Source organism: Pseudoroseomonas ludipueritiae, from assembly GCF_014490445.1.
Taxonomy (GTDB): Bacteria; Pseudomonadota; Alphaproteobacteria; order Acetobacterales; family Acetobacteraceae; genus Pseudoroseomonas; species Pseudoroseomonas ludipueritiae.
In genome coordinates this window covers 19,759-42,796 of record NZ_JACTUZ010000018.1, presented here as the reverse complement: position 1 = coordinate 42,796, position 23,038 = coordinate 19,759, and the positions used below count along the sequence as shown (strand labels likewise).

Below are 23,038 nucleotides of genomic sequence, written 5' to 3'. Positions count from 1 at the left end.
CCCATGCGAAAAGGCCCGCCGTCGCCGGCGGACCAGTCTCGCAAGTCGTTGACGGTTATTCGGCCGCGACCGCGTGGGGAGCGTCGTCGGCCATCTCATCTTCCGCGAAGGGCTCGTCTTCGGCCATGGCCGTTTCGCCCTCGATTGCCGTCGATTGTGCGACCGCCTCAATAGATTCGCCGATCACGGTGGGTTCGACATTCGACGCGCTCCGATCGACGGTGCGAAGCGGTTCAGGCAACCAGCCGGTATCGTCGAGCAGCGTCTGTGCTTCCGCTGCCATGTCGCCCTTCTTCAGATGCTCGATCCGATCGGCGGCGCGTTGGCCCTTCGCCTGGGAAACCGCCTGAAGGATGCGGGCCTTCGTCACCCGGCTGAGGAAGTTGTCCACGGTCGGCTTCCACCCCGCTGCCGCCATGTCGAGGTCGACCGCCTGCGCCAGCCGGTCGGCATGGGCGGCCGCACGGGGTCGCCGGTTCCAGGGCTCGTACACCGCGTTGACCGAAAGGCTGACGATGTGGGCGAATAGGCCCGCTTGACTGTCGCCGTCCCATTCCTGCAGCGCATCCCAGAGATCGGCCGATTCCTTGGGAAGCGCCTTCGACCAGCTTTCGTGCCGCACGCGGATCGCCTCGGCCGACACGCTGTCGTTGAGCCCCGGCGCCTGCGTCCCGAAGCTGACGCTCTTCAGGTCCAGCTCGAGGCAGCTATCCGAGCCGTAGTGGTAGAAGGTCTTCAGCGTCAGAACGTGCAGGGCCGCGACGAAGGCGACGTCCGGTCGCTCGCCGAGCGCGTTGCGGAGGCCAAGCGTCCGATGCGAGGTCAGCTCGGTCATCAGGCGGTCGGACATGGGGGAGAGACCCTCGTCCTCCTCCGGCTCGGCGTCTGGCTCCGCCGTCATGACGGCCTCGTCGCCCTCATAGCCGGCGGCCATCGCGCGTTCATCGTCGCCGTCCGCGTCCGGCTCGGACGTAGGCTGGGCCGCCAATTCGTCTTCCGGTCGGACATAGCCCCGCTCGATGCGAAGCTGGCCATCAGCGCCGATGCTGATGAAGGCGCCGGCACGCGCGATCTCGGTGGCGTCGAACACGACGGGCCGGTCGCCGAAGCCCTCGATCAGCGTCTCTAGCTCCGACAGGCGCTCGTCGACCTCGTCGGGCAGTTCGTCGGCGTCCTGATATTCGTCCGACAGGCGGTCCAACTCGGACTGAAGCGCGTTGCGGCTTGCTTCCTCCTCGGTGGTCAGCGCGACGGTCTCGCCACGAAGCTGGCGCATACCGAAGGCATGGCCGTAGGCGAAGTCCGGCGCGACTTCGATCCACTTCCAGCCTTCGGCGGCGACCACCTCGGCGTCCGCCTTCAGCTTGTCGGCGGTCATCTGGTCCACGAGCGGAACATCCTGCAGCCAGCCGCCATCGTCGCCTTGGAACAGGTCGCGCAGGACCGTGCCACCGGCCGCGACGTAGGCATCCACGCCGATGAACTGCGCCCGCTTGTCGGAGGCGCGGACCGCGCCCTCAGTCAGCATCCGGCGGATGACGTAGGGCTGCTTGTCGTAGGAAGCCTTCAGGCGCTCGAAGACCTGCTCTTGGCGCTCGTGGTCGCCGGAGACGGTGAAGGCCATGAGCTGGTCGAGCGTCATGCCGTCCTCGGCATAGACGTCGAGCAGCGCCGGCGAGACCGACGCCAGCTTCAGGCGCTGCTTCACCACGTTGACTGAGACGAAGAACGCGGCAGCGATCTCTTCTTCGGACTGCCCCTTCTCGCGTAGCGCGAGGAAGGCCCGGAACTGGTCGAGAGGGTGCAACGGCGCGCGCTGGACATTCTCGGCGAGCGAGTCCTCCTCGGCGATGCCGCTGTCGCGGACGATGCACGGCACCGGCGCGGTCTTGGCGAGACGCTTCTGCTTCACGAGTAGCTCCAGCGCCCGGTAGCGCCGGCCACCAGCCGGAATCTCGAACATGCCGGTCTCGACGCCGGCCTGATCGACGACCGCGCGCACGCTGAGGCCCTGCAACAGGCCGCGGCGGGCGATGTCGTCGGCCAGCTCCTCGATCGAGACGCCGGCCTTCACCCGCCGGACGTTCGACTGGGAGAGCAAGAGCTTGTTGAAGGGAATGTCGCGCGAGGGCGAGAGGGTGATCTTCTGAACAGTGGTAGCCATCGGGATGTACTCCGCGACGAGAGCCGAAAGCCTCTCTCTCGGCATCAACTCGTCACGAAGCGCAGCGCCGCCCTCTCACTCTGGAGGGCAGCGCCGCGGGACCGACGATCAGGAAAGAGGGAACGGCACGGAGCCGGAGACTCGTAAAGCCGTGTCTCCGGCTTTCTGGGGGTCAGGCCGCCCGATCGAGAAGCTTCTTCGCGCGCGCCTCGAGATCGAGCCGCGCGTCCTGCTGGGTCTTGCCGCGGGCGACCGCAGTGATGCCCTGCACGAAATCGAACACGCTTTGGGGCTTACGGCCTTCTTCGGCCAGCACTGTCTCAATGATCTTTGCCGTCTCGGTCTTCGAGAACCCGCGCTTGCGCAGGAAGTCGCTACGATCCTCGTCGCTACGCGCCACGATCTTCTCGCGCGCCGCCTTGATGCCGTTGACGAAGGGGAGTGGCGAGGAGTTGGCAAAGCGGGTCAGCGCTGGCGCCGCCTCATGCGCGAAGCGCGAGGCGGCATATTTCGAGTGGCGGATGGTGATCTCCTCGAAATCCTCGACCCCCCACAAATTCCGGTTCTGGCAAACGGCACGGAGATAGAAGCTCGCCATGCCAAGCGTCTTCGCGCCCACCTCGGAATTCCAGCAGTAGAAGCCGCGGAAATAGAGGTCTGGCGAGCCATCGGGCAGCCGGCCGGCCTCGATCGGATTCAGATCGTCGACCAGGAAGAGGAAGACATCCCGGTCCGAGGCATAAAGGGTGGTGGTGTCCTGGGTGATGTCGACGCGCGGATTGTAGACCCCCGTCGACCAGTCTAGCACGCCCGGCACCTTCCAGCGGGTGTCGCCCGTGCCGTTGCCGGCGATGCGCTGCACGGCCGCGACCAGCTCGTGGTCGAAAATGCGGCCATAGTCGGGCCCGGTAACGGCGCGCAGCTCGACGCGTCCGTTTTCGATCTCGAGCGTCTTTACCTGCTCGGCGCGATGGGAGGTCAGCCCGTATTGCAGGTTGATGCCGGCCAGCGGCCCGGGAAGCTGGCGCAGATAGGCCGCCGGCGCGCCGACCAGACTTGCGAGTTGGCCGAAGCTCCAATGCGTGGGCGCGATCGGCGTGTCGGAGCCGGGCAGCATCAGTGCTAGGCGTTCGGCATTATCGTGGCTCGCCGCGACCCGGATCGCTGCGCTCGCGACGGTTTGGGTACGGCTCCGCTCAGTCCGGCTACGGACAGCGGCATAGAGGTCCGACAGGGATAGGTAGCGCTCGTCGGCCGGCCGCGAGAACCATTCCGACGATACGCGGCCGATCCGCTCGCCGCGGCTCACATCGACCTTGTATCCGCCAGCGCGGTCGCGAGCGGCGTCCAGAATCTCCACATGCGTCATGGCTATTCTCCACGACGGGCGCCGGAGGCCTCTCCTCCAACCCTGAACCCGTCACGGAAAACCCGTCCGCACTCTCACTCTCGGGGGCGTTGCGGGGCAGGCTGTGCAGAAACTCATCCGGACTTCAATGGGCTTGGATATATCCTGCAAGCCGTGCATCAGCTTGCTTCGATCAATGTGCTCGGTCTGACAGAGTGAACGCCCGAAGGTTGTCGAAACGTTTTACATCATCAGGCTAAGCGCAGCTCCGCCCACGGCCGCCAGCAACACGACGACCCATGGCGGAGCTTTCCAGGCCATCAGCGCCACGAAACAAATCAAGGCCAGTGCGAAATCCGGCATGCCGCCGATCGCGCTGGTGAAGACAGGCGAATAAAGCGCAGCGCCGAGAATGCCGACGACGGCGGCATTGGCGCCCTGCATGGCCGACTGCGCCCATGTCGTGCGGCGCAACTGATCCCAGAAGGGCAGCGCCCCGATCAGGATCAGGAAGCCCGGCAGGAAAACTGCGACAAGAGCGATCATCGCGCCGGCCACGCCGTTCGGCGCCGGTCCCATGACCGCTCCGAGCCAGGCGGCAAAGGTGAAGAGCGGTCCGGGGACCGCCTGTGCTACGCCATAGCCCGCGAGGAAGGCATCATCGGACACCCATCCCGGCGCGACCGTTTCGGCCTGTAACAGTGGCAACACGACATGTCCGCCACCAAAGACCAGCGAGCCAGCACGATAGAAGCTGTCCGCAAGCGCCCACCCCTGAGCCTGCCCCGCAAGGATCGGGAGACCAATCAGCAAGACGGCGAACAGCGCAAAGGCCGTCAGCCCGGCTTTGCGTGAAACCGGCACAGGCAGATGCTCGCCAATCGTGACCTGTCCTTTGCCAAGAGCCAGCCCGGCGAGTGCGCCCAGCAGTATGGCCGCCATCATCCCGATCACTCCCGGCGCCCAGGCAAGCAGAAGCACGGCCACGACCGCGATCGTGGCGCGCTCCTTATCGGGGCAGAGGTTTTTTGCCATGCCCCACACGGCTTGCGCCACGATGGCGACGGCGACGATCTTGAGACCATGCAGGACGCCAAGCGCAAGTGGACCTTCCAGCCGCGTAGCCGTCATGGCAAGCGCGAGAAGGATCATGGCCGATGGCAGGGTGAAGGCGAGGAAAGCTGCAAACGCGCCGAGCCATCCCGCCCGCGTCAGACCAAGAGCAAAGCCGACCTGGCTGGAGGCCGGACCGGGCAGGAACTGGCATAGCGCCACCAGATCGGCATATGCGCTTTCGCTCAGCCATTTTCGCCGCGTCACCAGTTCGTCCCGGAAATAGCCCAGATGCGCGATCGGTCCGCCGAAGGAGGTGAGCCCCAGCTTCAGGAATGCGCGGAATACCTCGGAGACGCTTCCTTGCGACTGTTGCGGGCTATGATCCATTCAGGAGACCTCGTTGGTTGGGGCATTCTTGCAAACGATGACGTGCGATCGGCGCGAGATAGATTCTCAGGTTGCAGTCGTCAGGTTGACCCGCCGCATCAGAGCCTCGCCGCTCTCCTTGCGTTCGGAATAGCGGTGGGTGAGGTAGGTAGAGACGTCGCGCGTCAGCAGTGTGAACTTCATCAGTTCCTCCATCACGTCGACCACTCGATCATAATAGGAAGACGGTTTCATCCGGCCCGCCTCGTCGAACTCCTGAAAGGCTTTGGCGACGGAGGACTGGTTGGGGATCGTCACCATCCGCATCCAGCGGCCGAGCACACGCATCTGGTTGACGGCGTTGAAGCTCTGCGAGCCGCCGGAGACCTGCATGACGGCGAGTGTCCGACCCTGCGTTGGCCTTACCGCGCCGTCCGAAAGGGGAATCCAGTCGATCTGCGCCTTCATCACCGCGCTCATCGCACCGTGACGCTCCGGGCTGGTCCAGACCTGACCTTCCGACCAGCGCGAAAGTTCACGTAATTCCTGCACCTTGGGATGATTGACCTCAGCCCCGTCCGGCAGCGGCAGGCCGGACGGATCGAAGATACGAGTTTCCGCGCCGAAATGCTTGAGCAGACGCTCGGCTTCGAATGTCAGGAAGCGACTGTAGGATCGCTCGCGGAGCGAGCCGTAAAGCAGCAGGATACGCGGCGGATGGGTAGACGGCGTCGCTGCGCGCAGACGGTCCAAACTGGGAACATCAGCGCAACCGGCATCAAGGTTGGGAAGCTCGTCCGGCATCAGCGCTGCGCCTCCGCCAGTCTGGAGACTTTGCCGCCGCGTTCATACCAGCCTTTGGAGCGGTTCACGATCCAGACGACCGAGAGCATAACCGGGACCTCGATCAGCACGCCGACCACCGTGGCGAGCGCCGCGCCCGAGTGAAAGCCGAACAGGCTGATGGCGGCGGCGACCGCCAGTTCGAAGAAATTCGACGCGCCGATCAGCGCCGAGGGACCCGCCACGCAATGCTGTTCGCCGGCCATCCGGTTGAGCAGATAGGCAAGGCCAGAGTTGAAATAGACCTGAATCAGGATAGGCACAGCAAGCAGGCCGATGATTGCCGGCTGCGCGATGATCTGCTCGCCCTGAAAGCCGAACAACAGCACCAGCGTCGCGAGCAGCGCCACAAGTGATGCCGGTCCAAGCTTTGAAAGCAGCCGATCGAGTGCGACCTGCCCGCCGCTCGCCAGAAGTCGACGACGGACGATCTGCGCGATGATGACGGGAATGACGATGTAGAGTACCACGGACAGGACCAGCGTGCCCCATGGCACGGTGATGGCCGACAGGCCCAGCAACAGGCCAACGATGGGCGCAAAGGCAACGACCATGATGGCGTCATTGAGCGCGACCTGGCTCAACGTAAAATGTGGCTCGCCCTTGGTCAGGTTCGACCAGACGAACACCATGGCCGTGCAAGGCGCGGCCGCGAGGATGATGAGACCGGCAATATAGCTGTCGATCTGATCTGCCGGCAGATAGGGCCGGAACAGCCAGCCGATGAACAGCCAGCCCAATAGAGCCATCGAGAACGGCTTTACCGCCCAGTTGATGAACAGCGTCACGCCGATGCCGCGCCAGTGGCGGCCGACCTCGCCCAATGCGGCGAAGTCGATCTTGAGCAGCATGGGGATGACCATCAGCCAGATCAGCACGGCTACCGGCAGGTTGACCTTGGCAATTTCCATCGCGCCGATGGCATGAAATTCGCCCGGCAGAAAATGGCCGAGCGCGATGCCGACGACAATGCACAATGCGACCCAGAGGGTGAGGTAGCGTTCAAAAGTAGACATGGAATTCCTTCAGGCCGTGGGCACGCGCCGGCCGTGTTCGTCGATCACCCGCTCGCCGTCTTCCTTGACGAACGCGCCGTGCTGCGGCGGCAGCAGGTCGAGGACGTCCTCGGACGGTCGGCAAAGCCGAACGCCCTTCGGGCTGACGACGATGGGCCGGTTGATCAGGATGGGATGCGCCATCATCGCATCAAGCAACTCCTCGTCGCTCAGTGCCGGGTTGCCCAGGCCAAGCTCTGCATAGGGCATGCCCTTCTCGCGCAGCAGGGCGCGGACGGGGATACCCATGCGCGCGATGAGCTGGGTGAGCATGTCCCGAGACGGCGGTGTCTTGAGATATTCGATGACATGTGGCTCGACGCCTGCATTGCGGATCATCGCCAGGGTGTTGCGCGAGGTTCCGCAATCCGGGTTGTGGTAGATGATGACGTCCATAGCCTGCCTCACGCCGCGCTGTTGCGTGGAGACGACGCACCTTCGGACTGGCCGATCTCAGTCAGCTTCGTGCGGAGCGACGCCTTGTCGAGACTGGCGACTGGTAGGGACGTAAAGGCCGAGATGCGGTTCTTCATATAGCGGAAAGCGGCGACGAAGGCGGCTTCCTTCTGGATGTCCGGCCCATCGACGGCGGCAGGGTCTTCGATCCCCCAATGGGCGGTCATGGGCTGGCCGGGCCAGACCGGGCAGGCTTCACCGGCGGCACTGTCGCAGACGGTAAAGACGAAATCCATGACAGGCGCGTCGGCTCCGGCAAACTCCTCCCAACCTTTCGAGCGGAAGCCCTCGGCGGGGTAGTCGAAGCTCCGCAACACCTTCAGCGCAAAGGGATTGACCGCTCCCTTCGGCTGCGACCCGGCAGAGAAGGAGCGAAAGCGACCATCGCCGTCCTTCTTCAGAATGCTCTCGGCGAGGATCGAGCGCGCGGCATTGCCGGTGCAAAGGAACAGAACATTGTAGATGCGGTCAGTCATGGGTGGCCTCCTTGGCGGCGAGGGTTTGCGGTGAGCAGCAAGGGGAAAAATCGGCGATCAGGGGCGCGCAGATTTCCGGGTGGCCACCGCAGCAATCCTTGACGAGAAAGCCCGCGAGCTCCCGCACAGCGTCGAGCCGCGCCCGATAGATGATCGAGCGGCTATGCCGCTCAGCATCAATCAGACCGGCGCGCGTCAGCGTCGCCAGATGCGTGGACATGGTGTTGTGCGGGACATCCAACCGGCGGGCGACTTCGCCCGCGGGCAATCCGTCCGGCTCGTGCTCCATCAGCAGGCGGAACACGTCGAGGCGGGTCGGTTGCGCGAGCGCGGCGAAAGCGAGGATGGCGTTTTCTGATTCCATATGTCGAGACTAATCGACATATGGACTGGAGTCTAGACCGGGACGGCACATAGTTTCCGCCTCGTCGGGAGACCGCTGAAACTCGCTTGTGATAGGAAAGCTGGCCGTCACCCAAACAGCAGCCTCAGACCCGAGGCGAGAAGGATTGCCGCCAGAATGATGCGCAGCCATAGTTCGGGGAGGTAACGGCTGCCGATGAAGGCCCCGAGCGAGCCGCCAACAGCGACGGCGATCAGCCACCCGGGTAGCGCACTAGGGATCTGATCCCACCAGGCATAGGCTCCAAGCAGTGCAGCAGCCGAATTCATCAGATTGTAGACGGCGGTTGTCGCGGCAGTCTGGCGCGCTGTCCCCCAGTTCATCGCGAGGATCACCGGTGCGAGGAATACTCCGCCTCCGGTCCCGGTCGTGCCGGATATGAAGCCGATGATCGCACCCGTGGCCAGCGCCGGGATGAAGGGCGGATCGGTCGGCAGGTCCGCAGATGATCCAGATCTACGAAGGGCCGTCCGCGCCATCTGGACGGCCGACAGGACGAGGACCGCCCCGACGACCGGATAATAGATATCCGCCGGTAGCTGAACAGATCCTCCGAGCAGAGAGAACGGGAAGCCCAGGATCGCAAAAGGCCAGACACTTCGCCACGACAACCTTCCCGCCTTCAGGAACATGGCTGTCCCGATTGCTGCGACCAGCAGATTGAGGGCGAGCGCGGTCGTCTTCATGGCCAACGGCGCAAAGCCGACCAGCGCCATGATCGCGATGTAGCCAGATGCCCCAGCCTGGCCGACCGACGCATAGATTAGTGCGATGAGGAAGAAGGCCACCGCGAGCCAGAGTCCATCCAATTCCACCTTGCCAGAACCTCATCATGGTCGGCATCCCGAGCGTGCGGCAGCGCGCGCGTTCCCCGAAGCTTCATTGTCTATCACCAGTCTGGTGCGAGCAACATGTTCTGATGGCGCCACAGTAGATATTGTTCGTATTGCCAAGCATTTACTGGGATTATTCGGCTGCCGATGCTACACTTGATTACTTGCGACGCGGGGGCAAAATGGGACGCTTTATTGAGGGAAATGATCGAAGCCAGCCGCTTCTTTTACCTGCCTGCGTCGATGACTACGTTCCGCAGGAATCTCTGGTCCGCGTCGTTGATGGCTTCGTCGAAACCCTCGATCTCACGGCGCTCGGCTTCGAGCGCACTGTCTCGGCCGCAACAGGGCGACCCGGTTATCACCCCGGCGATATGCTGCGACTGTATATCTGGGGTTACCTGAACCAGTTGCGCTCCTCGCGCCAGTTGGAGCGAGCCTGCCAGCGCGACCTGGAGGCCATCTGGCTGATGCGGCGCATGACCCCGGACTATCGGACCATCGCAGCGTTCCGGCACGATAATCCCGAAGCGATCATTCGCACAGGCGCCGCGTTCATCAGCTTCTGTCGCGAGAACGGCCTTGTTACTCCCGGCAAGGTGGCACTGGACGGGACCAAGATGCGGGCGGTTGCCAGCGCGAAGAACATCGCTGGAGCAGATCGCCTGGCGCGCGACATCGCTCATACTGAAACGGAAATCGCCTACTATCTCGACCGTCTCAACATAGCGGATCAACACCCGGCGGACGTGCGCGATCAGACAGTCAATCGCGCGGCTTTTGCCGGCGCCATCGCATCGCTGGAGCGCCGAAAGCGGAGGTTGGAGAAACGGCAGGCCGAACTTGCAGAGCACGATACAAACGTCGTGGTCTTCGGGGAACCGGATTCACGACCAATGGGATATGGCCGGGCGCCGAAGTTTCCAGCCTATAATCTCCAGAGTGTCGTCGATATCGAAAGTGGCCTGATCATTCACAACGATGTCGCCAACGAAGCCAACGACAGCCAGTTGCTGCATCCAATGGCGATTGCGGCAAAGCAAGTGCTCGACGTCGACCAGCTCGAAGTGCTGGCGGACGGAGGCTATTCGAATGCGCAGGAGGTCGCGCGCTGCGAGCAAGATGGTGTTCGCGTGGCGGCACCGATCAAGCGTGGCGCCATGAGCGCAGAATTCTTCCGCCCTGTGCAGTTCATCCATGACGAACAAACCGACACGATCCGCTGCCCGGCTGGTGAAACCATGCATCCCAAGGGCAAACATACCCGAAATCGGGCGATCCGATACAGAACGCCCGCGTGCCAGACCTGCCAGATCAAACCGCAGTGTACGCCGGGATATCAACGCACGATCCACAGGCTCGTGGATCAGGGTGCGCTCGATCGGATGGAGCGTCGGGTCCACGAGAATCCCGATCTCATGGTGATCCGTCGCTGCACGGTCGAGCATCCCTTCGGCACCATCAAGCGAATGTCTGGCGGAGGCCGCTTCCTGACCCGCGGTTTGCGGCGGGTGAAAGCCGAAGCTGCCCTCTCGGTCCTGGCATTCAACATCATCCGCGCTTCGAACGCCTTCGGGACCGGAGCGCTGATGTCGCGAGGCTGAGAGCCCCGCTCGATTCAGTTCGCCTCATCGCGCCCGCACTGAATCGTCTGCGAGTTTCTGCACAGCCTGGGGGTCTCCCCGCAGAAGGGGTCGGCCGAGACGCAAGGCTCGACCGCAGGAGAAGGCCTTCCCCAAAAGCGTGAAGCCGGAAATCAGGATGTCAGGATCGGCGACGTTCCGGCTTTCAGGCCCAATCTTCCGGAGGCTCGTCATGCGGATCGAGTTCAGAAAAGTCGGTCAGCGTGTCGCATCGGATGCAATGGTACATCTGCGAAGCTTCCTGGAAGTGCATGCCGCACAGGCATCCGCAAAAGGGGCAGCACTCGTCGATTTCCAGATCGGCCCATTCCCATACGCCGAGATATTCGGGGATGGCGTCGCGGTCATATCCGACGATCTGGAAGGCGTCGGCGTTCTTGGCGACGAACCCGTCACGGCCCGCGCGCTGGAGAATGGGTAGAATGTCAGCCGGTTCGATGGCGAACCACTCACCGCGGACCTGAGACGCTCCGAAGCGCTGGTGCAGGTGTCGCTCGAGCTGGAACGGATCGGTCGTATCGATCCACCCGAGCAGGCGCAGTTCCAGAGGATTGCCGGTCTGGAGGTTGCGCTTGCGCGCATCGATGTTCTTCGCCACGCCGATCTTGATCGGGGAGCATCCATTTTCATCTTCGCCAATGAAATAGACCGGCACGTCGCGCTCCTTGCGGCGTTACCGGAGACGATCGAGTAGGATCTCGACCATCTCCTTGTTTGAGTTCGCGACGATGTCGAGCGGCCGATTTTCCTGTCGCATGAGTGCGATCAGGAGACAGGCCGTGAACAGCCAGAAGCGCGAGTCGGCGGGCAGGCTGTAGCCGGCGATCATCGCGGTCAGCCGCTCGGCGATCGGCGGATATTGCCGATTGCCCCAATGGGCGTGGGTCGGCGTCATCGCATGGATGATCACGGACGCGAGCGCTATCCCCGTGGCGCGCTTCTGCTGGACTTCGGCGAAGTCATGCCCGTGCGCCTTGGCGTAAGCGGCCAGACCGCTTGTCATGAAGTCGCGGGCATAGGTATCGCAGGCGATTTCTTCTTCAGGCAGCGTCGAGGGCGCGCTCTTGTCGGCGCAGAACATCACGTGCTGGAACTCATGCAGCAGTGCGAAGGCCAGAGCGAAAGCAACGAGATCGAACGCCGCCATATGCTGGACGTCGCCCAGGCTTTCACGATCAGAAGTCGGTTCCGGGACGTCCGCCGGCCAGGTGATGTCGGCGGTCTGCTCGGCGGCGATGAGGGATTGGGCGCTGGCGATGCGTTGCTTGTAGTCGAACTCATACTGTCCCCGTTCTGCGTCGACATTGAGCGCCTGGTCGAGCGGGATCCCGCGTGAAGTCGCTAGGAGCAACGCCGGCATATACACCTCCATTGCGCGCCAGGCGCTGAAGCCGAGCAACCAGAAGAAGTCGATTGTCTTGGTGTCGAACTGGATGCGCTTTGCATCGGCGTTCATCGTCACGCCCTTGGCGCTCGGCGCGACGTCGACAGCATGGCCGTACTGGCTCCAGAGGCCACTGATTTCGTCGGCGCGCTCGGGCACCGCACCGCGCAGGAGATGGAGAATAATCGTCCGGTCGGACGGCTCGGTGGTCATGCGCGTGGGTTCTCTGTGTCGAGGAATAGAGTAGGCGGCGCGATCATGACGGCGTGCTTTCGCTAGGCGTATCGCTGGTCGTCCCGGCTTCACCATCCATGTGCAAACGGGTGACCGACGACAGCACCGAGTTCGCCCAGATGGTGCTGCACTCGATGTCGCCGTCGCGCTCGAACCAATGGGTCGCGCCCGGGATGAGATCGAACGGGATGGGGTGGGCGGCCAGCGGATTGTGGAACACCTCTAGCTCCTGACACCACGCTTCGCCCCAGGGCCAGAGCGCTTCGTATTCGTCGCTGGCGACGGACAGCTCGAAGTCGATCGGCTCCAGTGCTCCCGGGGTTCGGTCGAAAAGGATGCCGCGCCGGATCATCGTCAGACCGGGCGGGCGCCAGCCGGCCAGGAAACCCATCCGATTGAACTTGGCGAGGGTCGCCGCATTGCTGAAGATGACGGCCGACAGATGGGCGAAGTCCGGATCGCGGAAGAGCCCCGCCGGGATGCCGTGCTTGCCGGTCAGGTTGCTAATCGGCGTCCCGACCGCGCGGCGCCCCGCGCCTTCTCCTTCGATATCGGCGCGCAGCCCGTAGAGGTAGGTGGGCAGCGCCTCGCGGCTCCAGACCATTGAACCGGACTCGTGGAAATCTGCCAGCGCGAGGGCGAAGGACTGACCCTTCACATGGTCCAGCTCATGGTAGTTTCGCTGGAGCTTGCCCCGCAGCGTCTTGGCGAAGCGCTCGGCCGGACCTCCCGTCAGGCGTTCGTTGCGGTCCTCCGGCGCAAGCACCCAGTCACCGATCCCGCCGGAGCGTGGCGTCTCCGAGTTCGCAGTCACCGCCTCGATCCAGCACGTATCGCCCTCCTTCTCGATCAGGAAGTCGGGCGAGACATGATCTTGCCGAACGCTCAGGCCCTGCTCGCGAAAGCAGGCAAGCAGGTAGAGTTCGAACAGCCGGGAGGCGAAGTTGCTGGTCTGAAAGTCGGGGACGAAATTGGCGTCCGGATTGGGAAGGGCGAGATAACTTTCGCCGATCGCCATGAGCGCCGGCCAATGGCTGATCGTCTTTGTCAGGAGATCGAATTCGGGGGATGTCCCGCGTGGCCCGGTTTTCAGCAAGAGCGGGCGGCGCCTGGCGCCCGGCGGCAAGGGTTCCGGCGGATCGCCGGCGCGCATCGCGATGCTGAGACGGTCGAACGCGGCCTCGGGGGTGGAATAGGGGCCGCTTTCATCGACCTTGATCCAGCGATGATCGATGCGCCGGCGCAAGGCGAGGCTGGAGAAGGTCCCTCGGTCTGGATCAAACAGAATGCAGCCGCTCACGCTGCGTCGTCCGGCCTGATAGGCGCTGAAGATGTGTGCGGGCTCGAAGTTAGGACCGCGGTCGAGTGACAGTGCGTAGAGCTCGAACTGCCGCTGGCTGATCGGCTTGATCAGCCGCTGCTTATCGTCGTCGACCATGGCCGCCCTTATACGCACGTGGCTGGATCGTCATGACGCCTCCGCCGCGGGTGCCTGGGCCAGGATGTCGTTGGCTTCCCATTGGTCGCCTTGCGGAGTCGTCACGAACTCACGATCCCAAATGCCCCAGTTCGAGGGCAGCGGAGTCTGGGCCAGCGGATTGTGAACATAGGTGATCGGCCGCAGTCGGCGCGAGAGATTGCCAAGAGATATCCGCGACCAGATCACGCCCGAGATGTCGGCGAAGCGTTCGTCGAGGAAGGCGGTGCGCGGGATCGGATTGCGTTCACGCTCGATGAAGGGCGCTGGGTGGAACCCTTCTTCAAGGACATTGCCGGTTTCCCGGTCGATGGTGATGAAGGCGTCGCCGATCGGAAACAGCGTCGTCATGATGAGCGGCAAGGGCTGCTCTGCGACGTAGACGCCGAAGCGGCTGGCGCTGATCGCGATGATGCGGGTGTCCTCTGGCGCGATGACACCCTGTTCGATGTAGCGGCCGATCTTCTGCGCCTTCGTCCAGAACGCGCTGGAGGTGCGAAGCTGCGCCTGCCGCATGGGCACGGCGAAGAGGCCACCGCCCTCGTTGATCGGCACGGGCCGAACGATCTGATCGGGGCCGGCGTCGCCCTCGTTCGGGGTAATGGCTTCGATCCAAATGCGACGCCCATCGTCGAGCACGCACAGATCCGGCTGGCCGCCTTCGCGCTGGCGCTCGACCACGGGAAGCAGAGTGCGGCCCTCCTCAAGCAACGTGCACCCCAGATACATCTCCCAGAAGCGGCCATCGACATCGCGAGCGAAGCCTTGCCGGAAGTCTGGGTCGGCATAGGGCTCGTAACGCTCCCACATCTCTTGCAGCATGGCATGGAGCTGCTGCTCGATTGGAAGCTCGGCGGCTTTCAGGTTTTCGAACCCGCGATCGAGATTGGCGCCATCGACGTCGAAAAGGTCGCTCATCGTCGGCTCACCTCACGTCCGCCGTAGCATCCGCTGGACCTTCACCCGGTGATAGCCGTGGGAGTGGACCTGCTGGCGGAGCTGCTTGATGTCGTTGACGCCGAAAGCGACGGCTGCCTTCAGCGGGCTGGCGAAGGTCGCATAGAAGGTCCAGCGCGAGCCGGCGGGAAGCGTTGGGTTTTGCCGCCGGTCGGTAATGACGACGTCGCGCGGATCGCTGCTGTTGCGGAAGGCGTGGAAGGTGAACCAGTCGGGCCGGCGATAGCGCGCCGCCTTGCTGAAGGGCACGGACTGGACCTTCACGTCGGTCTGGTCGAGCATCCAGTCGCGCTGTTCCAGGATCTGCCGCACCATATGGCCGACCATCTGCTTGACGCGGTCGGCAAGGACGTCCTCGCGGAATTCGGCGAGGAGCTGCTCTTCGATGCCTTCGACGGCGGGCTTGCCCAGCTCCGACGCGGTTTCGAGGCGGGCGATGTTGTCGTCGCGCGTGAGGAACGTCCAGATGCGCTGGCCCAATTCGGAGTCGTAGAGCGAGGCAAATTTTTCGGGGCGGTAGGTCAACATGAGCGTCCCTCCTTTACCGGGCAAATATGGCCGGTTATAAGCTCATGTCAATGGCGGGCGACGAGCGTCCGCTGATTCCTCCGGGGAGGCTGGGTTGGACTTCGAAGATCTCGTGACGGCCCTGGCGCCACCGCCGAACCGGGTCGGAAAATCGGACGGTCCCGACGAACATCATCTCTACGAAGGTGCGGTCATGCTCGCCTACGCGGTGCATTTGCTCCGCACGCAAGGCGCGCGGGACGTCCGCATCCATCCCGATGGCGAACACGGAAAGCAGTTCGACTTCGCAGCCTGGCTCGGGCGGCGTGGGTTCGCGAAGACCTCCAGCCTCGGCAGCACCGCCTATGGCGGGGTTTATCGAAACCCCGCTGGTCAGACGATCACCGTCCATCCCAAGTCGGGGCTCGGCGACGTCGTCGCCCATGTCGGCGATCATGTCATTTCGGCCGAGTGCAAGGGCGGCATCATCAACACGCGACATCCCGGCCAGGTCTCGCGGCTTTATCGTGGTCTGTGCGAGACGGTTGGGCTGCTGATGGCGACGCCGTCGCAGGGCCGTCAGATCGCCGTGGTGCCGCTGACCGATAGCACCTTGCGCTTGGCCGAGCGGCTCGCGCCCCGCTGCGCATTGGCCGGCATCGAGATCGCCCTTGTTGGCGGCCGCGGCGAGGTCATGGACGTGAAGCCGGCGGCGAGGGTCGAACTGGCGGCCGAAAGGATCGCCTGATGAACGAGGCGGCGACCGGTCCCAGCAGTGCGATGATCTCCGCGATATCGGACCTGTGGCGGCTGCGCCCACCGGGGCCCGACAACATCCTAGCTCATCCGGCCTTCGAACGGCTGCGCGAAGCGTGTCGTGACGGTTATTCGAACGCCGGCAAGAAGGGGCCGGCCTTCGCGCTTTCAACCGCTTTGCGGGCTCTCGGCCTTCCCTGTTGCTTGCAAAAGGAGACTGGCCATCTGGCCTTGTCGATAGAAGAGGCGGCAAAGGGCCTTGATGCGGCACTGCGTGCGACACGCGCCAAACGCATCCATCTCGTACCGCTCGATCTGGCCGCCGATCTGCCATCGATCGCATTCGGCCCGGCGAAGCTAGGCCGGCTGACCGCAGACGAGTTGCGGATCCTTGTCGATGGGACGAGGCTGAAGCGGCTTTATCCGCGCCAGGATTTCGACGCCGAGCGCTTTTCCGAATTCCACTGGCTGGTTGTCGAGGAAGCGGTGGCGCTCGACCAGGAGCCCGAGGCGCGTGCCGTCCCGGTGCTGTTCATGGACCTGAGTCAGGACCTGGGGCAGATCGAACCGCATAAAGGGCGGTTTCCCGGCGCGGTCGAGGAGGCGCTTTTCTTCTTGCTGCTGGCGCCGTGGGAAAGCTGGTCGACGATGGCGGAGGTCGATTGGCGCGGCTTCCGCGTCCCTTGGGTCTATACTGTCGATGGCGACATCTTCGCCCGCCTCAACACGCCGCCATCCCCCGACACGCTGAGCTGGGAGGATCGTATCTACGACGACGGCTATGGTGGGACATATGAGGAGGAGCGGCCGGTCGAGCTACGCCTCGAAGACGCCGCCGCAACTGAGTTGCCGGTCTGGGACCAGCGCCGCTGGGCGATTGTCGAACAGGCGAAGCAATCGGTTCTGTTCGAAACGCCAATCGTTCACTTCCTGGTCCGCGCGTTCCTGGCGGAGGGCGTTGACGAGTTTCTGGCGCATGTCACGACGATCGAAGCGGCGCTGGGCCTACGCGCCGACTATCAGAAGCACTTCCGGGTGGCACCCGATCGCCACAAGGGAATGAGTCCTACGAAAAAGATGCGAGGCCGTGTCGCCGGACTGCTGGGCGGCCGTCGCTACGCCGATCAGTATGAGCAGCTCTTCGACCTGCGCAGCGCCTTCCTGCACGGCCGCGCGATGGCAGCCATTTCGACCAAGGAACGGGTGATGGCTCGATCGCTGGCTCGAGAGGTGGTGGAAGCGCTGATCCTCGCCACCCAGGCCGGCCCTATCTCTTCGCGCGAAGACTTTCTCGACGGCCTTCTCGATAAGGGCGCGCCGCTCCTCTAGCCGACAAGCTATGCCAAGGTTGAAAACTGTCAGAAAACTGCGTATATTTCTGACAGGAGAACCGTCATGCAGCGTCTGACCGAACAGATTCTTGAGCACGCGAGGCGGCTGCCGGAAGGTACGCCGGTCGCGGCTAAGAGCTTGCTCCACCTTGGCAATCGCGCCGCGGTGGACCAGGCCTTGTCGCGTCTGGCCGAGCGGGGCCAACTGCTTCGGGCCGGGCGAGGTGTTTATCTGCTGCCGGTCACGAGCCGGTTCGGCACCCGGGCGCCATCGGTGGAGCAGGCGGTTGAGGCGCTTGCAGCCCAGCGCGGCGAGGTCATCGTCTCAAGCGGTGCGGCGGCCGCCAACAGCCTCGGCCTTACGACGCAGGTGCCGGTCCGGTCGGTCTATCTGACCTCGGGACGCACCCGGAAGATGAGCCTAGGCAGGCAGACCGTCGAGCTTCGCCACGCTCCGCGCTGGCAACTTGCCATGGCGCATCGGCCGGCGGGACAGGCGGTGCGGGCGCTTGCTTGGCTCGGACCGGAGAGGGCTGAGTCGGCGCTCCAGACCCTGAAGCGCAAGCTTCCGCCTGCCGCTTTCAGCGAGCTGGTGGCGGCGGCGCCTCAGCTTCCGACCTGGCTCGCGCGCAGCGTGGGTAAGGTCGCGCATGGCTGACCCCTTCCTCCTCCTTCCGGCCGAGGATCGCCTTGAAGCATTGAGCGTTGCCGCCGACCGCTCGGGCCGACCCGCGCACCTGCTTGAGAAGGATGCGTGGGTGGTGTGGGCGTTGGCGACGCTCTACGGTTCGCCGCTCGGCGAACATCTAGTCTTCAAGGGCGGCACTTCGCTGTCGAAGGCCTATGGCGTCATCCGGCGGTTCTCCGAGGATGTCGATTTGACCTACGACATTCGCGCGCTCGCCCCCGACCTTGTCGGCGACAATGGTGAAGCGCTGCCGAAAACCCGAAGCGAGGAAAAGCGCTGGACGAGCGCCGTGCGGGAGCGCCTGCCGGATTGGGTGGCGGGGACGGTTAAGTCGGTCATCGCCGAAGCGCTGGCGGGCGGCCCACTGTCAGCGGCAATCCGAGTCGATGGCGAGAAGCTCTTCATCGACTACGAGGCGACAACGGCGGGTTCGGGCTATGTGTCGCCGAGCGTCATGCTCGAATTCGGCGCGCGCTCGACGGGCGAGCCAGCGAGCCTGCGCGATGTCGTCTGCGATGCTGCCGGGCTGGTGGATGGCGTGGTCTTTCCAACCGCTCGGCCAAAGGTCATGCATGCCGAACGGACCTTCTGGGAGAAGGCGACCGCGATCCACGTCTTCTGCCTGCAGGAACGACTCCGTGGTGATCGTTTCGCGCGGCACTGGCATGACGTTGTGCGTCTCGATGAAGCCGGCTTCGCGGCCGCTGCCTTCGCAGATCGTGACCTGGCCAACGCCGTAGCCCGTCATAAGACGATGTTCTTTGCCGAGAAAGCCGCAGACCGCTCTCAGATTGACTACGCCGCAGCCGTGAACGGCGGCTTGCGGCTCGTCCCAACCGGCGACGGCGCCTATGCTCTCGCAGAAGATTACGCGCAGATGGTCGACGATGGGCTCCTCCTTGAGGAAGCCGAGCCTTTTGAGACGCTCATGGAGCGCTGCGCAGACATCACCGCGCGAGCGAACAGCGCGGCAGCATAAGAAAAACGGGGCTGGGAGGCGGCGGTGTACATTTCCGAAATCTATGCGAGCGGCTTCCGGTGCTTCAATCCGACCGCTCCGTTGCAGCTTAAGCTCTCGCCTAGTCTCAACATTCTCGTGGGACCGAATGACGCCGGAAAGAGTGCCATTATCGACGCTGCTCGCTACGTATTGTGGACGCGTGGCGACGACTATATCCGCCCGGACGAGCACGATTTCCATGTCGACGCCGATGGCGCACGGGGTTGCGACTTCGTCGTTCGCTGCACCTTCGACGATCTCAGCGCTGATGAAGAGGCTCGGTTCCTCGAATGGTGCACCAACGAAAAGGGGAAGCTCCGTCTCCACGTCTGTATGCGGGGCGCTCGGCGCGTTTCTCCTGGCGGTGGCAGCATCATCTCTAGCCAGCACCGCGCTGGCGCCGAGGGCGATGGCCTGCCGCTCGACGGGGAACTGCGCGAGTATCTGAAGGCCACCTATCTCAAACCTCTGCGAGACGCCGAGCGCGAGATGCGAGCAGGGCGCCGGTCGCGCCTGTCGCGAATCCTCGGCGCGATGCCCACGATGGGGCCGCAAAGCAAACCCGCCGCGCAGGGCGGCGATGCAACGCTCCATGACACGCTCACGGCGGCTGATGTGGCTGTCCGAAACAACGCCGCGGTTGGCGGCGTCGCCAGCAGCGTCAACACGGATTTCCTCGACAAGCTTTCATTCGTGGACGATCGCCTCGTCGCGACGCTGGACCTCGGCGCTGGCGGTTCGTTCGATCAAATTCTTGAGCGGTTCGAACTCTACCTGAATGCCAAGGCGGGCACCGAGCGCATCCAGCGCGGCCTGGGCTACAACAACCTGCTATTCATGGCGGCCGAGCTGTTGTTGCTCCAGTCCCATCCCGATCAGGTGCCATTTCTGCTGATCGAGGAGCCCGAGGCGCATCTACATCCGCAACACCAGACGCTCTTCATGGAAGTGCTCGCGGCCCGTGCTGCCAAGCCGGACCCCGACAAGGGCGAGACCCATCAGCAGGTCCAGGTGCTACTCACCACCCATAGTCCTCAGCTCGCGGCCGGCGCCGAGCTTGAGACCATGACGATGATCGTCGGCCACCGCGCCTTTCCGCTGGGCGCGACCCATACCCGGCTCGAAGTGGACGATTATGAGTTCCTTCGTCGGTTCCTCGACGCGACGAAGGCCAACCTGTTCTTCGCCCGCGCGCTGATTGTCGTCGAGGGCGACGGTGAGCACCTGTTGCTGCCGGCAATCGCTGAGAAGCTCGACCGTCCGCTCAGCCGTCACGGCGTGTCGATCGTCAATGTCGGCCACCGTGGTCTGTTTCGCTACAGCCGGATTCTGCAGCGTAAGGCCGAGAACGCTATCCCGGTGCCCGTGGCGCTGATCCCCGACAGGGACATCCCGCCGCCCGAAGCGAAAGACCTTGTCGGCGACCGCAAGACCGAGAACGAGTTGACCCAGGACGGCATCGCAGCGCGGCTGAAGACGCTGCGGCGCGACGTCGGAGACCCTGTCGACGCTTTCATCGCTGATAGCTGGACTCTTGAGTTCGATCTCGCGCTCCGGCCCGAGCTTGCCGAGAGCGTTCACCAGGCAGTCCAACTCGCAAAGACCAGCAGTCGCAAGCCCGAGCGGCTTGCGAAGATTGTGGAGAAGGCCAGCGAGACCTACGCGGGTTGGAAAGAGGCGAGCCTCTCTGCGACCGAGATTGCCGTCAAGATCTACCAGCCCGTCCATGACAAGGAGGCCTCCAAGGCCGAAGTCGCCGAGCAACTCGCCGCAATACTGCGCAAACGTAGCGATACGCCGGAGCAGATGCGCGATCGACTCCCGCCCTATCTGGTGCGCGCGATCGACTACGTGACCGGTGGCTATGTCCCCGGGGCACCGGCGATCGCTGCCGATCCGGAAGACGAAGAGGTTGGCGTCGCTGGTATGGACGGCGCCGCCGCGCCGGGGGCATAGCGCAATGTTCGAGATCCTGCCGCTCACGCCTGAACTGCTTGCTGAACTTGGTGACGAGTTGGGCGGCTGCGATTTCACCGATCCTAGCCAGATCGACTTCTTGGCCAAGGCCGCTCCCTGTGACGTGCAGGCGGCACCGGGCAACGGCAAGACGACACTGTTGGCGGCGAAGCTCGCGCTGCTGTCGCGCAATTGGACGACCCGCAGGCGCGGCGTATGCGTCATCTCGCACACCAACGCGGCGCGGACCGAGGTCGAAGATTTGATCGCCAGCCATCCGACTGCGGCGCGGCTGATGGCCTATCCTCATTTCACCGGCACGGTCACGGCATTCATCAACCAGTATCTCGCCTTGCCCTATCTTCGAGGCCTGGGCTGGCACGTGCGCCAGATTGACGACGATGCTTTCGCGGCCGAGGCGTTGCGGCGCTATCCGTCGTTCTGGGCACTGAAAAAGCAAGCCGAGAGGGCCAGCGCAACTGTCGCCAAATGGGTTGGTAATCTCACGCTCGATCCAGCCTTCGATGACGTAAGGCACGAACCCGAAAGCCTGATAGTGCAGCGGCAAAAGGGTCAGCATGGTGCTGATACAGATTGCGGCAAGGCGCTATCAAAGCTCAAGGCCGCGATGGTCAAGAGTGGGATCTATCGCTATGCCGACATGACTGCGCTCGCGTGGCGTGCGCTCCGTGAAAACCCGGGTCTGGCCGAGCGGCTTCGCGATCGGTTTCCGCTCGTCATTCTTGATGAGGCGCAGGACACGCATGGCGACCAGCTCCGGCTGCTGGAGCACGTGTTCAAGCAAGGCGGGGCGGCGTTCCAGCGTCTCGGGGACAGCAATCAGACGCTATACGAGGACGATGGAGCTGCACCGGCATATTGGACGCCGGGCGCCGACTGCATCCCTCTCGATACGAGCCGCCGGTTCGGCGGGGAGATCGCCAGTTTTGCAAGCCGGCTGACCGCGCGCCAGGCTCAGACCATTGTCGGGCTGGGCCCACGGCCGGCGTCGCGGGTGATGTTCCTGTTCGATGAAGCTTCGATCGGTAGGGTTCTTGGAGCCTTCGCCGAAGAAGCACGCGCGCTGTGGGGTGGCGATTGCAGCACGCGCGACGTTTGGGCGGTCGCGTCGCGCCACAATCTGGCCGGCAAGAAAGGGGCATGGCGGCCTAAAAGTCTCGTCGACTATCATCCCGCATATCGCAGTGAGGGCGGGTCTCGATCAAAAGCGAATCTCTTTTGCCGGCAGCTTCAGAAGGCTGCCGTGCACTACGCCGCGGCGCGACCGCCCGCAGAGGTCAGTGAGATGCTCGCCGCGGGGGTGTCGGGGCTGGCGCGGGCTCATGGTTGGAAAGCGGCGAATGATCGTCCGATCACCGCGCACAATGTCTGGGCGGCGATGGCGCATCGCGACCTCGGGTTGCCCCGCACTGTGCGTCGATTGTTGCGGGACCATGTGCTTACCGGCGCTGCGGTGTGGGAAGAGGCAGCATGGCTGGCATTTATGGAAGCGTTGCTACCACTGTTCAGTCCGGCTCCCCAGGGCTCCGAGGGCGAGATCGCGGACTTTTGCACCTTTGTCGTCGAACAGAAGGCCGATCTTGCCGACCCCGAGCGCCGCTCCACGAAACAGGTTCAATTCGACGATCTCACGTTGCGGCTGGGGTCGATCCACTCGGTTAAGGGTAAGAGCGTCGATGGCATTCTCGTCCTTGAGAGCGAGATTTGGAAAGGCAATAGCGCGGACGAGCAGTGCATCGACCTGACCACGGTGCTTCCGCGTGCGTTCGGCGTTACCAATGCGCCATTCACCGGGGTGGGGCTCACCGCCGCGACAAACGTCTTCGTTGGCGTCACCAGGCCCCGCGAGCTGCTCGGGCTTGCGCTGCGCAAATCCGAAGCAATGGCCTTGATCGGGCCCGCCACAGACCAGGGATGGAAACTCGTCGATTTGGTCGCGCAGGCCGCGGAGCTTGGGCAATGAGCGGGCCAGTGTAGACCAGCGGATTGGAGGCGTCGGTGAATTTGGTTGGCTTAATCAAGTATATTAAAAGAAAAAACGGCTGAGGCTGTGGCCCGCGTAATGTAGGCGAAGGGGGGAACTA

Annotated in this window: 21 protein-coding genes; 7 read left to right on the top strand and 14 right to left on the bottom strand. The window is 63.6% G+C overall.

Annotated features, from left to right (window positions below):
- Window positions 1–55: 55 nt before the first annotated feature.
- From IBL25_RS07235 to IBL25_RS07195, 9 genes are all read right to left on the bottom strand, one after another.
- On the bottom strand, window positions 56–2,164 hold the full coding sequence (locus IBL25_RS07235) for a ParB/RepB/Spo0J family partition protein (protein ID WP_187777879.1): 2,109 nt from the start codon (window positions 2,162–2,164) through the stop codon (window positions 56–58).
- Window positions 2,165–2,336: 172 nt separating this feature from the next.
- Window positions 2,337–3,533 carry a DUF932 domain-containing protein gene (locus IBL25_RS07230; RefSeq protein ID WP_187777878.1) on the bottom strand — a complete coding sequence of 399 codons (1,197 nt, stop codon included), beginning with the start codon at window positions 3,531–3,533 and terminating at the stop codon, window positions 2,337–2,339.
- 222 nt (window positions 3,534–3,755) lie between these two features.
- Window positions 3,756–4,955 carry a chromate efflux transporter gene (chrA, locus tag IBL25_RS07225; RefSeq protein ID WP_058389671.1) on the bottom strand — a complete coding sequence of 400 codons (1,200 nt, stop codon included), beginning with the start codon at window positions 4,953–4,955 and terminating at the stop codon, window positions 3,756–3,758.
- Window positions 4,956–5,021: 66 nt separating this feature from the next.
- Window positions 5,022–5,738 (bottom strand): arsenical resistance protein ArsH, encoded by a 717-nt coding sequence (gene arsH, locus IBL25_RS07220; RefSeq protein WP_058389672.1) that lies wholly within the window; start codon window positions 5,736–5,738, stop codon window positions 5,022–5,024.
- Window positions 5,738–6,793, bottom strand: a complete 1,056-nt coding sequence (gene arsB / locus IBL25_RS07215) for an ACR3 family arsenite efflux transporter (RefSeq protein ID WP_058389673.1) — start codon at window positions 6,791–6,793, stop codon at window positions 5,738–5,740. The genes arsH and arsB overlap by 1 nt, the downstream gene beginning before the upstream one ends.
- Before the next feature lie 9 nt (window positions 6,794–6,802).
- Window positions 6,803–7,228, bottom strand: coding sequence for an arsenate reductase (glutaredoxin) (gene arsC / locus IBL25_RS07210; RefSeq protein WP_058389674.1), 426 nt, complete (start codon window positions 7,226–7,228; stop codon window positions 6,803–6,805).
- Window positions 7,229–7,236: 8 nt separating this feature from the next.
- Complete coding sequence (locus tag IBL25_RS07205; RefSeq protein WP_058389675.1) at window positions 7,237–7,764, bottom strand: arsenate reductase ArsC; 528 nt, start codon at window positions 7,762–7,764, stop codon at window positions 7,237–7,239.
- A complete protein-coding gene (locus tag IBL25_RS07200) occupies window positions 7,757–8,128 on the bottom strand; it encodes an ArsR/SmtB family transcription factor (protein ID WP_058389676.1) in 372 nt (123 codons plus the stop codon). The genes IBL25_RS07205 and IBL25_RS07200 overlap by 8 nt, the downstream gene beginning before the upstream one ends.
- A gap of 107 nt (window positions 8,129–8,235) precedes the next feature.
- The gene (locus tag IBL25_RS07195; protein WP_058389677.1) at window positions 8,236–8,982 is read right to left on the bottom strand and encodes a sulfite exporter TauE/SafE family protein; all 747 of its coding nucleotides are present in this window, start codon (window positions 8,980–8,982) and stop codon (window positions 8,236–8,238) included.
- Between the two features lie 200 nt (window positions 8,983–9,182).
- On the opposite strand from IBL25_RS07195, the gene IBL25_RS07190 reads away from it, so the two are divergent.
- Window positions 9,183–10,604 (top strand): IS1182 family transposase, encoded by a 1,422-nt coding sequence (locus IBL25_RS07190; protein ID WP_187777877.1) that lies wholly within the window; start codon window positions 9,183–9,185, stop codon window positions 10,602–10,604.
- Between the two features lie 184 nt (window positions 10,605–10,788).
- Here IBL25_RS07190 and IBL25_RS07185 read toward each other — a convergent pair whose 3' ends face one another.
- The 5 genes from IBL25_RS07185 to IBL25_RS07165 are packed head-to-tail and all read right to left on the bottom strand — an operon-like array spanning window position 10,789 to window position 15,223.
- Entirely contained in the window at window positions 10,789–11,298 is a 510-nt protein-coding gene (locus IBL25_RS07185; RefSeq protein ID WP_187777876.1) for a GIY-YIG nuclease family protein, read from the bottom strand.
- An 18-nt stretch (window positions 11,299–11,316) separates the two neighbouring features.
- Window positions 11,317–12,240 carry a phage exclusion protein Lit family protein gene (locus IBL25_RS07180; protein WP_187777875.1) on the bottom strand — a complete coding sequence of 308 codons (924 nt, stop codon included), beginning with the start codon at window positions 12,238–12,240 and terminating at the stop codon, window positions 11,317–11,319.
- Between the two features lie 43 nt (window positions 12,241–12,283).
- On the bottom strand, window positions 12,284–13,699 hold the full coding sequence (locus IBL25_RS07175) for a hypothetical protein (protein WP_187777874.1): 1,416 nt from the start codon (window positions 13,697–13,699) through the stop codon (window positions 12,284–12,286).
- A 30-nt stretch (window positions 13,700–13,729) separates the two neighbouring features.
- Complete coding sequence (locus IBL25_RS07170; RefSeq protein ID WP_187777873.1) at window positions 13,730–14,656, bottom strand: hypothetical protein; 927 nt, start codon at window positions 14,654–14,656, stop codon at window positions 13,730–13,732.
- 12 nt (window positions 14,657–14,668) lie between these two features.
- On the bottom strand, window positions 14,669–15,223 hold the full coding sequence (locus tag IBL25_RS07165; protein ID WP_187777872.1) for a hypothetical protein: 555 nt from the start codon (window positions 15,221–15,223) through the stop codon (window positions 14,669–14,671).
- Between the two features lie 94 nt (window positions 15,224–15,317).
- Between IBL25_RS07165 and IBL25_RS07160 the strand changes: the two genes are divergently transcribed.
- The 6 genes from IBL25_RS07160 to IBL25_RS07135 all read left to right on the top strand — a co-directional run bounded on the left by IBL25_RS07160 (window position 15,318) and on the right by IBL25_RS07135 (window position 22,917).
- Window positions 15,318–15,950 carry a hypothetical protein gene (locus IBL25_RS07160; RefSeq protein ID WP_187777871.1) on the top strand — a complete coding sequence of 211 codons (633 nt, stop codon included), beginning with the start codon at window positions 15,318–15,320 and terminating at the stop codon, window positions 15,948–15,950.
- Window positions 15,950–17,287, top strand: coding sequence for a hypothetical protein (locus IBL25_RS07155; RefSeq protein ID WP_187777870.1), 1,338 nt, complete (start codon window positions 15,950–15,952; stop codon window positions 17,285–17,287). The genes IBL25_RS07160 and IBL25_RS07155 overlap by 1 nt, the downstream gene beginning before the upstream one ends.
- A 66-nt stretch (window positions 17,288–17,353) precedes the next feature.
- Window positions 17,354–17,947, top strand: a complete 594-nt coding sequence (locus IBL25_RS07150) for a DUF6088 family protein (protein ID WP_187777869.1) — start codon at window positions 17,354–17,356, stop codon at window positions 17,945–17,947.
- A complete protein-coding gene (locus IBL25_RS07145) occupies window positions 17,940–18,956 on the top strand; it encodes a nucleotidyl transferase AbiEii/AbiGii toxin family protein (RefSeq protein ID WP_187777868.1) in 1,017 nt (338 codons plus the stop codon). The genes IBL25_RS07150 and IBL25_RS07145 overlap by 8 nt, the downstream gene beginning before the upstream one ends.
- A gap of 24 nt (window positions 18,957–18,980) precedes the next feature.
- Window positions 18,981–20,933 (top strand): ATP-dependent nuclease, encoded by a 1,953-nt coding sequence (locus tag IBL25_RS07140; protein ID WP_187777867.1) that lies wholly within the window; start codon window positions 18,981–18,983, stop codon window positions 20,931–20,933.
- Between the two features lie 4 nt (window positions 20,934–20,937).
- Window positions 20,938–22,917 carry a UvrD-helicase domain-containing protein gene (locus tag IBL25_RS07135; protein ID WP_187777866.1) on the top strand — a complete coding sequence of 660 codons (1,980 nt, stop codon included), beginning with the start codon at window positions 20,938–20,940 and terminating at the stop codon, window positions 22,915–22,917.
- The last annotated feature ends 121 nt before the right edge of the window (window positions 22,918–23,038 follow it).

Excerpts from the sequence above, each read along its gene's own strand:
- IBL25_RS07175 (WP_187777874.1), bottom strand. The coding sequence starts at position 13,699 with ATGGTCGACGACGATAAGCAGCGGCTGATCAAGCCGATCAGCCAGCGG.
- IBL25_RS07145 (WP_187777868.1), top strand. The coding sequence starts at position 17,940 with ATGGCTGACCCCTTCCTCCTCCTTCCGGCCGAGGATCGCCTTGAAGCA.
- IBL25_RS07150 (WP_187777869.1), top strand. The coding sequence starts at position 17,354 with ATGCAGCGTCTGACCGAACAGATTCTTGAGCACGCGAGGCGGCTGCCG.
- IBL25_RS07200 (WP_058389676.1), bottom strand. The coding sequence starts at position 8,128 with ATGGAATCAGAAAACGCCATCCTCGCTTTCGCCGCGCTCGCGCAACCG.
- arsH (WP_058389672.1), bottom strand. The coding sequence starts at position 5,738 with ATGCCGGACGAGCTTCCCAACCTTGATGCCGGTTGCGCTGATGTTCCC.
- IBL25_RS07180 (WP_187777875.1), bottom strand. The coding sequence starts at position 12,240 with ATGACCACCGAGCCGTCCGACCGGACGATTATTCTCCATCTCCTGCGC.
- IBL25_RS07155 (WP_187777870.1), top strand. The coding sequence starts at position 15,950 with ATGAACGAGGCGGCGACCGGTCCCAGCAGTGCGATGATCTCCGCGATA.
- IBL25_RS07170 (WP_187777873.1), bottom strand. The coding sequence starts at position 14,656 with ATGAGCGACCTTTTCGACGTCGATGGCGCCAATCTCGATCGCGGGTTC.
- IBL25_RS07165 (WP_187777872.1), bottom strand. The coding sequence starts at position 15,223 with ATGTTGACCTACCGCCCCGAAAAATTTGCCTCGCTCTACGACTCCGAA.
- IBL25_RS07235 (WP_187777879.1), bottom strand. The coding sequence starts at position 2,164 with ATGGCTACCACTGTTCAGAAGATCACCCTCTCGCCCTCGCGCGACATT.
- arsB (WP_058389673.1), bottom strand. The coding sequence starts at position 6,793 with ATGTCTACTTTTGAACGCTACCTCACCCTCTGGGTCGCATTGTGCATT.
- IBL25_RS07135 (WP_187777866.1), top strand. The coding sequence starts at position 20,938 with ATGTTCGAGATCCTGCCGCTCACGCCTGAACTGCTTGCTGAACTTGGT.
- IBL25_RS07230 (WP_187777878.1), bottom strand. The coding sequence starts at position 3,533 with ATGACGCATGTGGAGATTCTGGACGCCGCTCGCGACCGCGCTGGCGGA.
- arsC (WP_058389674.1), bottom strand. The coding sequence starts at position 7,228 with ATGGACGTCATCATCTACCACAACCCGGATTGCGGAACCTCGCGCAAC.
- chrA (WP_058389671.1), bottom strand. The coding sequence starts at position 4,955 with ATGGATCATAGCCCGCAACAGTCGCAAGGAAGCGTCTCCGAGGTATTC.
- IBL25_RS07190 (WP_187777877.1), top strand. The coding sequence starts at position 9,183 with ATGGGACGCTTTATTGAGGGAAATGATCGAAGCCAGCCGCTTCTTTTA.
- IBL25_RS07205 (WP_058389675.1), bottom strand. The coding sequence starts at position 7,764 with ATGACTGACCGCATCTACAATGTTCTGTTCCTTTGCACCGGCAATGCC.